This window comes from Vibrio pelagius (assembly GCF_024347575.1).
GTDB lineage: Bacteria > Pseudomonadota > Gammaproteobacteria > Enterobacterales > Vibrionaceae > Vibrio > Vibrio pelagius.
Genome location: NZ_AP025503.1, coordinates 1,635,585 through 1,647,553, shown reverse-complemented (window position 1 = coordinate 1,647,553; position 11,969 = coordinate 1,635,585). Strand labels below are relative to the sequence as shown.

Genomic DNA, 11,969 nt, shown 5'->3' with positions numbered 1-11,969 from the left:
TTTGACATTCAAACGCGCGTTAGGTTAACTGGTCTGACAACTCACAAGCTAGGACGCAGCAATGTTATCACCGCTTCAGAAAGCAAACCTTTATCTCAACATGTTTGGCTTTTTTAAAGTGCCCTTGATTTGGTTATGTCGACCAAAACTGTTGGCGCTAGATGATACCCATGTAGAAGTCAAAATCCCTCTAAAAAGAAGAACTAAAAATCATCTCAATAGCATGTATTTTGGTGTGCTCGCGGTAGGGGCTGACGTAGCTGGCGGTTTCCTTGCGATGAGCAAGTCTCAGCAACAGGGTGAAAAGATCTCATTGGCTTTTAAGGGAGTGAGTGGCCAGTTTTTAAAGAGACCGGAAGGTGATGTGCATTTCATATGCCGCGACGGGGCTCTGATTAATGATATGTTGGCAGAGACGATGAAAACAGGAGAGAGGGTAAACCAGCCTGTTTCGATTGTCGCGACATGTCCAACACTACACGGTGATGAGCCGATGGCTGAGTTTACCTTAACGCTTTCGATCAAAAAGGTCAGCCGCTAAGCTGACCCTCATATAATCCTAACTCTCTGTATCGCCTACTCTAAGCAACCGATTCACGCAAAAGTTAGACTTGTGTGATCTCTTCAATATCCACGATTTTCGAACGGTTCATAACGATTTTCCAACGATAGTAAGTTGGTTCACCATCATGATTGTTCTCTTTGATAATCAAGTTAAGCAGATGGCGCTTCTCGACTGATTCTCGGCTGACTTGACCGTCATTCAAACGGTAGACTTTATTTGAACCTTTATCCATCAAACGGGTTAACGCTCTTAAGCTGATGGATAGTGTCTCGCGAGTCTCTTCGTAACCACTCATAAAAGTGGAGGTCGACATTTCTGTATGAGAACGATAATGAAGGATTTGTTCTTCGCGTTGCACTACGCGCTTTTTGCGTATTGCTTGAATGCGATCTGCTAACTTTGAATAGCTAGTGTAATCTAACCACTCTAATTTGTGCCCAACGACCTTCTTCGTTGTCGGATCGAGATAACGGCGTTTCCACTTTGGTTTACCTTTACGAATCCAACGCCAAAGGATATCACGTAGGTCATCTTTAAATATTTCACGTAACGCGTAGATGAATGACATAGCGACAATAAAAGAAGCGGTAATCTCTCCGAGAAAATCACGAGCCAAGATAACTGTCGTGGTTACGAACACCATCACAAGACCTGTTGCGATCCCTTTCACTGCACGTTTCACGTTGTTACCCATAGATACTGCTTTTTCTTGAAGGACGATAGGGTGTTCAATTAGACGGCGTAACAAGCGCATTTTATTACTCAAACGAGTGACGTCGTCGCGAACTTTCGTCGAGTTGTATCGATTGAGCTTACGGTGAGCGGTTTCTTTTTCACATAAAGCGATCAAGCGTTCTTTAATCGTCGAGTACTCACTACCTCTGGGCATATGAGAAATCAGTGACAAGAACTTCTGCTCCGTATACCAAGATAGGTAGTTATCGATATTGGCATAGTAGCGCTTTAAGTTCTCTTCATAAGGAATGCTTCGACGAAGCTTTTTAAGGATATCCAGTGCTAGCTCAATCACTTCGTCTACTTCATCTGAAGTGACCGTGTCACTATCGTTTTTATGCAAACTATCATTTTTATTTAAGCTCGACACCGCTTTATCTAAAGCAATCACATATTGATAAGCAAATAAGCTTAGGCTGACACGGTATTGAGTAGTAGAGAGGCGCCCTCGCTTAGCAAGGCGACTGTGCACGAGAGGCAGTAGTGTTTTATCACTGTAATAAGCACGTTTTTGAGTGATGGAACTGTAGAAAAATGCGCTCTCAGAGAGAACTTCTGGCGTTAGGCCGAGCTCACCGGGAACAAAGAGATACACATCCATGTCGAGTTTTTTTGTCTTGGCCATTGCATGGTTTATTTTTAGTGTAATCGCGTCTTGTTTATCAACGGTGATCAACGAAAGTTCCTCCAGTGTAAAAATATGAATGAAGTTAGCGAAAGCATAACAGAGATCACGTATAATCTCTGACAAATTTAATGTAGAGACAATTTTGATGATTAATATTGGTCAAATAAACAGCTTAGAAGTGGTAAAACAGGCAGATTTCGGTGTATTCCTTGACGCAAGCGACTATGGAACCGTGTTGCTACCAAAGAAATTTACTCCTGAAGGCGTTGAAATTGGTCAAAAATTAGATGTTCTGCTTTACATCGATTCAGACAATCAAGTTGCAGCAACGACAGAAACACCCATCGCACAAGTGGGCGAGTGGGGTCTAATGCAAGTCGAGGGTGTGAACAGCACGGGTGCATTCGTTAACTGGGGCATCAAAGGTAAAGACCTACTAGTACCATTTAGTGAACAGCGCGGCCGTCTGCATGAAGGTCAATCTATCCTTGTGTATGTTTATATTGATAAAGCGTCTAGTCGTATCGTAGGTACAACGAAATTCAACAAATTATTGGATAATACCCCAGCGAACTACAAGCGTAATCAGCAAGTAGACCTTATTATTGCTGAGCGTAGCCAATTGGGTTATAAAGCGATCGTCAACGGCGAGCACTGGGGTATGATTTTCCCGTCAGACGTAATCGGCAAGCTTTTCATTGGTAAAACATTGAAAGGTTACATCAAGAACATTCGTGAAGAAGACGGTAAGATTGACCTCTCTTTACAGAAAGTTGGTGTGGCGAAGATGGACGACTTGAGCGTTAAGATCCTAGATTTACTCGAGAAAAAAGGTGGTTTCTTGCCGCTGAATGATAAGTCTTCACCTGATGCTATCTTCTCTGCTTTCCGTACCAGTAAGGGTACATTTAAGAAAACGATCGGTGGGCTCTACAAAGCAGGTAAAATCTCGATTGATAAAGAAGGCATCACCTTAGTTAAGTAAAGAACTATATTGCGCCTCAGTCCGCGTCTGTAGAGGAGCTTTTTATGAGCTCCTTTTTTCATTCATCACTCTCTTGTTGTGGGCATTGGAAACGAAAAAAAAGCCCAAACGTTCCTGTCCGGGCTTAGGGGAAAGGGCTCCAAGGAGCCGACGCTTACAGCGCTATTTATCTGTCTGATAGGTCAAGTTTAGACTATTTTTGGTAAATATCGATTAATTTCCTTTAAAAGCAAATATATTTATTAATAATTTTAATATTAATGAAATTAATTGCTATGCAACTTTGCGTGTAATAATTCGTCTGATATCGAAGAGATAGAAAAGCCCGATAACACAGCAATCACTGGTGTGTTATCGGGCTTTTTATTGTTTGGAAGGTAAGCTTAAAACAAGTTCTTGTCTCGGACTAACTCACGAGGTAGGCCATTTTTAATTCGATTGCCGACCCATTTCCCAAGCCCGATAATCGCACCTTCAAATTTAACTAAAACTTCACCTTTTCCTGATAGGCTGTCAGGACGCACGTCACGCCCCATAAACCACTCTCGAGCATCCTCGATCGTCAACTCAACAATTTTTGACTCACTTCCTGTCGCTAAGGACGTCGCGACTTGATGTTGCCAACGATATCCTTTCTTATGAGTCTCGGCGATCTTGATGCCCATACGCGAGAAACGTAGCTCACCAATCATTGGCTCAAGCGCCGCAGGGAATAGCCAAACATCTTTATCTCGCAGCCAAACTTGCGCATCTTTGGGTAGATAAATATCTAAAGCGGTATTTAAGTGAGTTTCAACTTCCTGGTGTACTTTGTTTGATGCCTTTTCAAATGGGAATTTACCCATTCGCTTTTTAACTTTCGGTGGTGTAACTGAAGCGACCTTACGTATACGAGCGACGAAGAAACCCTCTGAATCATAAACTTGCGGGAAGATATGCAGGAATCCTTCTTCAGTTAAGGTCGCTTTTGCATCTTCGAATAAACCTTCCAGAGATTCAAACTCAACGGCATCACCAAACGTCTCTTTCAAATGGTGACAAACTTGTTGGTTCTCTTCTGTGCTCAGTGTACAAGTTGAATAAACGAGAACACCATCAGTCTTTAATGCGTGGAAAGCACTCTCAATCAGATCTTTTTGCGTATTCGCGATATCAACAACTGAATCGTAAGTCCAGTTTTTCATAGCGTCTGCATCTTTACGAACGGTGCCTTCGCCGGAACATGGAGCATCAAGCAGAACAGCGTCAAATGTCTCTGGTAGCCAGCCACCAAAAACACGTCCGTCAAAGTTACTCAGTGCTGCATTGCGAACACCGCAACGCTCAATGTTAGCGTGTAGGACTTTTACACGGCTTGCTGCGTATTCATTGGCAACCAAGACACCCTCATTATTCATCAGAGCGGCGATTTGGGTCGTTTTAGAGCCTGGTGCCGCTGCAGTATCAAGGACTGAATCGTATTTTTCATTGCCAAAAAATAGTGCGGAAGGAGGCATCATTGAGCTGGCTTCTTGGATGTAGAATAGGCCAGACATGTGCTCAGACGTGTTTCCAAGTGGGACAACACTCTCGTCTGCAGTGATCCAAAAACCAGTATCGCACCACGGTACAGCTTCCAATTCCCAACCTTTGTCTTTTGCTCGTACGAGGAAGTCATCGACACTGATCTTAAGTGTATTAACGCGAATACTTTTGCGCAGTGGTTTTTGGCAAGACTCGATAAATGAAGCCATGTCTAGATGACTAGGCATAAAGGTTTCGATGTGAGTAAGAAATTCATCTGGAATATAGACGTTAGCGTGCAAGGGGAAATCTCAGCTGTGACATGAATACCACAAGTTTAAAGCAAAAAGGTTGAGCGCTAAACCACAATTGAGCTAGATCGCAAAAATGCAGCACATTGGCTGCATTTACGTTTAATTATTGTTCTATCTAGTGCCTGTTTTAGAACTAAGGCTTGGGAATTGCGGTACGCCACATTTTCCACTCATCTTCCGCTTGTGGGTAAAGATAGAAAGATTGATCTTCGTCAGCTAGGGGTTGGAGTACATCTGTTGGCGGAGTAGCAAACGTGATTCCGCCTCGTAACAAGCTTTCCACTGTGCCAGCTTTAATATTGGCGCCAGACAAACCGATAGAAACATCGACACCTGAGACGTTCCAGAACACACTGTTTGCACGTACCAGATAGGCGTACTCAGAATTGATACGAATCGTCGAGATGATACGGTCAGAAAATTCACCTAAGCGAACATCAATTACAGTACCTATCTCCAATTCGCGGAATAGAATAGGCGTGCCTTTCGTTACTGAGCCACGAGATTCACTCTGAAGTACGAACACTTTTCCTTGAGAGGCCACAGGCGCGTCAGATAATACGAATTGATTCGTGTGTTTTCCTGAACCCGGCTCAACGTTGATGTGTTTAGACAACAGTGCTGAAACGTTTTTGATACCTTTGAGTCCGATCTCAGGGCTTGCCAGCCAGAAATGACTATTCTGAACCGCCACTTTATCCACGTACTCCGGAAGAATTCGCGCTGTGATCTCAATACCTTTGCGATTAAAGTTAGGAACAACCAGCGTTACTTCACCAACCTTCACCCCTTGATATTTAATTGCCGTACCTTTAGTTACTTCAACATCGCCACCAGCGGTTAACTGGATCGCGCGTCCAAACTTACGAGCTGTTTTTGCATTGTCGTAAAGCTTCCAAGAAGCGCCAATTTTATTGTCTATTCCTGGTAAGGAGTCAAATGAGATACCACCTTGAATCAGTGTTTTTACTGGTGCTGCAGTAATATTGACCCCGGCAAGAGACGCATCCACTTCAACGCCTGAGCGATTCCAGAATACAGTTTGGTCGGTAATTAGGTGTGCATAACGGTTCTCAATCTTGGCTTTAATCTTCACGCCGCCATCAGATAGCTCGAAATCGGACACAGTGCCAACCTCAAGATTTCTATAAAGGATAGGGCTACCTTTCGAAATAGGAGGTAGCTCGTTTGCAAATAGAGTGATTGATTTCGAACCAGTGTGATCGAGTTTAGCCAACTCAGCTAATGACTTGCTTTGGAACAGTTGATACGTCGGTTGTGCTTTGGCCTTTCCTTCGCTTACGAAGCTAATTGAGCCTGTTAATAACTGTTTAGCCGGTGGTACTGTGATGCTCAAACCAGACTCAGTGAGCTCCGCTGAGGCGCTGCCTGTCACAAAGAAACGGTTATTGCTTTTAATAAGATGGGCGTACTGGTTGTCGATTAAGGCATCCATGTAGACTTCGTGCTGATCACTTCCGGTGCCAACGTTATCGACCAAACCCACTTCGATGATCGAGCCAACAGCAATACCTTTGTAGAGAATATTCGTTCCTACATCTAGACCAAATGAGTTGTTTGACTTCAGACGAATCGCTACAGACTTCTCTTGTTGTTGGTTGTATTCATGCTTACGGATAGCGGTAAATTGACGAGCTTTGTCACCTTCGCCCGGCACTAACGTTAAGAAGTTTCCTTTTACGAGGTTGCTGATGTTTTCAACACCGCTAAATGAGAGCTTGGCTTCTTCTAGAATGAATTTACTACCAGAATTGAGGAAGTCACTAAATGCGGGCTGTATTGCAGCTGAAGCAACCACGTGCTCACGCCCTTTACTCAATGATAGGTCGGTAATCTGGCCGATCTCTATCCCTCGGTACATGATTGGTGCACCCGTCGCGCTGATATTATTGTCGTCGGGAACGGAAATCTTGACTGAAATACCACGGCCTGCCGTTTTTAAATCTGGATACAGCTTAAACTTGGTATTCATTTCGACAGGTTGACCTTCTCCTGGCGAGTCAACCGCAATCGAGCCACCTAGCAGGGCACTAAGACTCTCTAACCGTACGTCGACACCAGAGAAGCCAATGCTTGCACCTAAACCACTCACGTTCCAAAAACGGCTCTGGTCAGTGATGATATGACTGTATTCATCTTTAATAGCTGCTTGAATGGTAACGGATTTGCCACTCTCGTTGAGCTGATAGTTGTATACTTCGCCGATTGGGATTTTTCGGTAGACGATTTGTGAACCCACCGATACACCACCAAGGTCTTTTGCCGTTAGTTGAATGTTCAAACCTTCAGAAGCTAGCAAGTCAGAAGGGGAAGACTCTAACGCTCTGAAAACTGTTTCAGGTTCTTTCTCGGTCTCACTTGGATGAATCGCAATATAGTTACCCGACACCAGAGCATCTAGACCAGAGATTCCAGAAAGACTCGCGGTCGGTTTTACTAACCAAAAACGAGTCCCTTTGCTGAGAAGCTTTTTCGCTTCAGGGTAGATGTCTGCATCAACATAGATACTTTCAAGATCTTCAGAGAGGGTGATGTCTCGCACCATACCGACTTCAAGACCTTGATAACGAATGGTTGTACGACCCGCGACTAAGCCTGCGGCGTCAGAGAAGTAGATCTGAACGCGCTGCCCTGCATCATGAATAGATTTCATCACCAACCAACCGGCGAGAGCGACGGTCAATATTGGAAGAATCCACAAAGGCGATATACCTTTGTTTTTTCTTATCTCAGGTGAGTACGACGTTTGTGATTGGTTATTGTTGTTCATTCACTGACCCATCATTAGAGGTGTAGTTATCCCAAATAAGCCTTGGATCTAAGCTATCAGCAGCGAGCATGGTAAGTACCACCACAATGCCAAAAGCCACAGCACCATATCCTGGTGTAAAATTCAGTATTTGACCGCGGTCAACCAGCGTCATCATGATTGAGATAACAAATAGATCCATCACAGACCATTTCCCAATCCACTTAACGACAAAATAGACCGTCATGCGCTGACGACGGTAGAGTGTCCTTTTTACTTGAATACAGATAAGAATGTAGGCAAGCCCAAGAATCTTGGCGACAGGCACGATGATGCTGGCAATAAAAATGATTGCTGCAATGCCGTACATCTCACTATTGATGAGTGAGGCAACACCGGAGATTATCGTGTCTTCAAGGCGTTGACCGTTGGTAATGAGTATCGAAATAGGAATCACGTTAGCGGGTATGACGGCAACAGCTGCGGCCAAAAGGAGACACCATGTCTTTTGAATGGAGTAAGGCTTGCGATGATAAAGCTGGTGGTGACAGCGCACGCAGCGCTCACCTTCTGGCTGAGAAAGGTGACAGTTGTGGCAGTGCACGCTTTTAGCTTCTGAAAATTCGAAGCTGGTTTCTTCTTTCCACGCTTCCCAATAACGGCGAACACTAATTCGGCTCACCAACAGTACACTAAACAGCTGCAGAAACAGCAAGCCGATAAGTCCTGGACCGACAAAAATGTCTGAATAGTCTTGTAGCTTAAAACAAGAGACCGCAACACTGACAAGGAATACATCGAGCATCATCCAGTGTTTGAGAGTTTGAATGATGGTGAGCGAATAACGAAATGGCGTAAACCATTTCATGTCCAACGACAGATGAGCAGTTAAAACTGAGGCGCACACAAGAAATGGTGCAATCGAACTACAAAATAGAATGAGCAGTCCGAGCAACGGGAAACCTTCGGCCATCAGCGTGAATACGCCAGAAGGAAGTGTCGCTGGTATCATCACACCAATTAGACGAATACTGATGTAATCGAAAAAGTGCGATGGAATGAATAACAACAGGCAGGTAACCGCTATAGCTAGGTTACCCGACAAGCTAGGAGAGCCACCTCGATAAAGCTGAGTGCCACAGCGAGGACAATATGCTGACTTTCCAGTAGGGACGTTGGTTTTATCAACCGGCAACTCGCACCCTTGGCAAAGGCGCACATTTTGCGCCTTATTGTGATGCCTTTCAGGTATAGGAATTGATGGACTTGACGTTTTAGAAGTGGAGGCCATTTGACCTCCCAATGATGACCTGATTGTTGAGCAGATAAAACTGGTCGTGGTTCAAGGGGCGACCCCTAGTTTCGCCCTTAGATGGGGAACAAACGTTAGGCGTGAGATTGCACACTACCATAGAGTGTTTGATACAGTCCTTGTTGTTCAACCAATTCACCATGTGTACCTGTTTGTGTTACTTGCCCATCTTCTAATACATAGATTAGATCAGCTTGTTTTACCGCTGAAAGTCGGTGCGCAACAATCAATGTTGTGCGATCTTTCAAAAATTCACTTAACGCTTTGTGTAGCGCGGCTTCCGTTGCAGTATCTAGGGCAGACGTTGCTTCGTCGAGGATAACAAACTTAGGGTTACTCAACACCATTCGAGCGATAGCTAAACGTTGTCGTTGACCGCCAGATAGTCGAACACCGTTCTTACCAATTTGTGTATCTAGACCATCACTTAACTGCGAAATGACGTCTTGCATTTGAGCAATATCTAGAGCACGCCACAGCGACATCTCATCGTAATCTGCGCCAAGGGTTAGATTATGCCTTAATGTATCGTTGAAAAGTATAGGTTGTTGTAAAACAACGGCTATTTGATTCCGAATGACATCGAAGCTGATGTCGTCGGTGGTCTCACCGTTATATCTAATGTGCCCTGAGTCAGCGCGATAAACCCCAATTAACAATTGGATTAACGTGGATTTACCACCACCGCTTGCGCCCACCAGTGCGACTTTCTTACCCGCTGGAATAGAGAGCGAAAGTTGGTTTAAAACAGTGTTTTCTAAAGTGTAAGAGAATGTAACATTTTCAATGTCGACTGACACTTCTTTATTTTCAGAGAATGGGTTGACTTTGCTAACAGGGCGGTGTTCTTCCTCGAGAGTCAGTAACTCGTTGATTCTTTTCAATGCTGCCTTGGCGCTATACCAAGAAAATTGGATACCGAGTAGCTCTTGCACTGGGCCTAACATAAACCAAAGGTAGCCAAATACCGCAAAGATTTGACCAATGGTCAAGTCGCTAAATAGCACCATTAACATTGCCACCGCTCTAAACAGTTCGAAACCGAGCAAGAATAGAAGGAATGATAGGCGACCAGCAGCTTCTGATTGCCAAGCGTATTTATCAGCGTCGATACGAACTTGGTTCGCTTGCTGTTTGAGTTCGTCTAAGAAGATACGTTCTTTGTTGGCCGCTCTTAGTTGATAAATACCATCCAGTGTCTCGACAAGACGATTCTGGAAGCGCTCAAAAGACTGGTTTTCATGTTTTTTAAGGTGTTTAACCTTGTTACCGAGTTTCCGAGAGAAATAAATGACGACAGGATTCACTAATAAGATGAATAAACCCAGACGCCACTCTAGCCAGAGCAAGACAATTGAAGTGCCGAGTACGGTAAGAAAGCTGATCAGAAATTTAGACAGGGTTGAACCAATAAATTTGTCGATGGTCTCTATGTCAGTAATTAAGTGAGCATTGATTCCGCCGCTCCCTTTGGTTTCGTATTGTCTGATACTAATGCGCCCGAGTTTATCGATCATCTTGCTGCGCATCTGGTAGGTGATGGTTTTAGAAACTAGGGTAAATTGGCGTCCTTGCAGGATGTTAAGCCCTTGGCTGAAAGTACGCATTACAATCACCAACAGCAGTGTCAGCGTGATGTAGCCGGTAGGATTCTGCATTGAAGCGGGTAGGAGATGATTCATCATCTCTAAGCCAGAAGCGGGTTTGTCTAGTAGTACCTCATCAACCATTAATGGCATGAGCAGAGGAATTGGAACACTGATAAGCGTCGCTAGAATGGCAATAATGTTGGCAAACACCAGTTTGGACTTGTGTTTTTTTACTTGAGTCGTCAACCAAGAGCGGTTGATCGTGTCATCTGGATTGGTCATTTTAATGAGAATAAGTCCTATTTGTGTTGATGGCCGCATTCTACTGCGTTCTCTTAATAATGGAAGTCTCAATTTAATCGGAAGTTAATATGAAAATAGAACATTACCGTCGCTTAACCAAACAAGCCGTTGCATTAATCGAATCAGAAACCGATATGATCGCAAATTTGTCAAATATCAGTGCATTACTGTCGATGGAACTTGACGATCTCAACTGGGCAGGCTTTTACTTAATGAAGGGCGATGAGTTGGTGCTCGGTCCTTTTCAAGGTAAACCTGCTTGTGTTCGTATACCGGTTGGTCGTGGTGTGTGTGGTACGGCAGTGGCTACAAACTCTGTACAACGTATATACGACGTACATGAGTTCGAAGGTCACATCGCTTGCGATGCAGCCAGTAACTCAGAGATCGTGATTCCGTTCTCAATCGATGGTGAAATTGCTGGTGTCCTTGATATCGATAGCCCAAATGTTGGCCGATTTAGCGAAATTGATGAGGAAGGATTGGTATTTTTCATGGCAGAAGTGGAAAAGCTGCTTAATTCGCATACGAACAAGGCATAAATTATTCTCTTACTGTGGTTTTTCCCAAGCATCTCTCTATAATACGTAAAAATATTTTCTTAATGCTCGCGGAAAACCGCAAAAACCAGGAACCCTCATGGAAAACACTGAAAAGTTAAAAAACAGCAAAGAAGTTATCGCATATATTGCTGAATGTTTCCCTAAATGCTTTACTCTAGAAGGTGAAGCAAAACCACTTAAAATTGGTATTTTTCAAGATCTTGCTGAACGTCTAAGTGAAGACGAGAAAGTAAGCAAGACTCAGCTACGTGCAGCGTTAAGACAGTACACTTCATCATGGCGTTACCTGCACGGCGTAAAAGCGGGTGCAGAACGTGTTGACCTAGATGGCAATGCATGTGGTGTTCTAGAAGAAGAGCACGTAGAGCACGCGAAAGCGACGCTTGCAGAAAGCAAAGCGAAAGTTCAAGCTCGTCGTAAAGAGCAAGCACAAAAAGCTCGCGAAGAGAACAAAGCAAAACCAAAGGCGAAGAAAGCTCAACAGCCTCGTCGTCAAGCACCAAAAGCTCCAAAAGTAGAAAAGCCTGTTGAAACACGCGCTCTAAATGCTGATGAATTTGTTACTGGCAAAGAAGTGAATGTGAACATGGGTAAAGGAAACATGGCTGCGACCATTGTTGAAATCAATAAGGAAGATGTACGTGTTCAGTTAGCAAACGGCCTACAAATGGTTGTTAAAGCGGAGCACTTGCGCGCTTAAAG

General features: G+C 43.9%; 9 protein-coding genes. 4 read left to right on the top strand and 5 right to left on the bottom strand.

Annotated elements, in window-relative coordinates; translation table 11 throughout:
- Positions 1-61: 61 nt before the first annotated feature.
- The gene (locus vsple_RS07145) at positions 62-541 is read left to right on the top strand and encodes a PaaI family thioesterase (RefSeq protein ID WP_255230689.1); all 480 of its coding nucleotides are present in this window, start codon (positions 62-64) and stop codon (positions 539-541) included.
- Between the two features lie 64 nt (positions 542-605).
- Here the strand turns inward: vsple_RS07145 and vsple_RS07140 are convergent, their stop codons facing one another.
- Entirely contained in the window at positions 606-1,976 is a 1,371-nt protein-coding gene (locus vsple_RS07140; RefSeq protein WP_255230690.1) for a hypothetical protein, read from the bottom strand.
- Between the two features lie 97 nt (positions 1,977-2,073).
- Between vsple_RS07140 and vsple_RS07135 the strand changes: the two genes are divergently transcribed.
- The gene (locus vsple_RS07135) at positions 2,074-2,913 is read left to right on the top strand and encodes a CvfB family protein (RefSeq protein WP_338116317.1); all 840 of its coding nucleotides are present in this window, start codon (positions 2,074-2,076) and stop codon (positions 2,911-2,913) included.
- Positions 2,914-3,296: 383 nt separating this feature from the next.
- On the opposite strand, the gene rsmF is transcribed toward vsple_RS07135, so the two are convergent.
- The 4 genes from rsmF to vsple_RS07115 all read right to left on the bottom strand — a co-directional run bounded on the left by rsmF (position 3,297) and on the right by vsple_RS07115 (position 10,683).
- On the bottom strand, positions 3,297-4,718 hold the full coding sequence (rsmF, locus tag vsple_RS07130) for a 16S rRNA (cytosine(1407)-C(5))-methyltransferase RsmF (RefSeq protein ID WP_261881553.1): 1,422 nt from the start codon (positions 4,716-4,718) through the stop codon (positions 3,297-3,299).
- Positions 4,719-4,863: 145 nt separating this feature from the next.
- On the bottom strand, positions 4,864-7,521 hold the full coding sequence (locus vsple_RS07125) for an MlaD family protein (RefSeq protein WP_261881552.1): 2,658 nt from the start codon (positions 7,519-7,521) through the stop codon (positions 4,864-4,866).
- Entirely contained in the window at positions 7,508-8,803 is a 1,296-nt protein-coding gene (locus vsple_RS07120; RefSeq protein ID WP_261881551.1) for a paraquat-inducible protein A, read from the bottom strand. The genes vsple_RS07125 and vsple_RS07120 overlap by 14 nt, the downstream gene beginning before the upstream one ends.
- 83 nt (positions 8,804-8,886) lie before the next feature.
- Positions 8,887-10,683 carry an ABC transporter ATP-binding protein gene (locus vsple_RS07115; RefSeq protein WP_261881550.1) on the bottom strand — a complete coding sequence of 599 codons (1,797 nt, stop codon included), beginning with the start codon at positions 10,681-10,683 and terminating at the stop codon, positions 8,887-8,889.
- Between the two features lie 89 nt (positions 10,684-10,772).
- Between vsple_RS07115 and vsple_RS07110 the strand changes: the two genes are divergently transcribed.
- Positions 10,773-11,246, top strand: a complete 474-nt coding sequence (locus vsple_RS07110; protein ID WP_261881549.1) for a GAF domain-containing protein — start codon at positions 10,773-10,775, stop codon at positions 11,244-11,246.
- 97 nt (positions 11,247-11,343) lie between these two features.
- Positions 11,344-11,967, top strand: a complete 624-nt coding sequence (gene proQ / locus vsple_RS07105; RefSeq protein WP_032549122.1) for an RNA chaperone ProQ — start codon at positions 11,344-11,346, stop codon at positions 11,965-11,967.
- The last annotated feature ends 2 nt before the right edge of the window (positions 11,968-11,969 follow it).

Excerpts from the sequence above, each read along its gene's own strand:
- vsple_RS07145 (WP_255230689.1), top strand. The coding sequence starts at position 62 with ATGTTATCACCGCTTCAGAAAGCAAACCTTTATCTCAACATGTTTGGC.
- vsple_RS07115 (WP_261881550.1), bottom strand. The coding sequence starts at position 10,683 with ATGACCAATCCAGATGACACGATCAACCGCTCTTGGTTGACGACTCAA.
- proQ (WP_032549122.1), top strand. The coding sequence starts at position 11,344 with ATGGAAAACACTGAAAAGTTAAAAAACAGCAAAGAAGTTATCGCATAT.
- vsple_RS07125 (WP_261881552.1), bottom strand. The coding sequence starts at position 7,521 with ATGAACAACAATAACCAATCACAAACGTCGTACTCACCTGAGATAAGA.
- vsple_RS07135 (WP_338116317.1), top strand. The coding sequence starts at position 2,074 with ATGATTAATATTGGTCAAATAAACAGCTTAGAAGTGGTAAAACAGGCA.
- vsple_RS07110 (WP_261881549.1), top strand. The coding sequence starts at position 10,773 with ATGAAAATAGAACATTACCGTCGCTTAACCAAACAAGCCGTTGCATTA.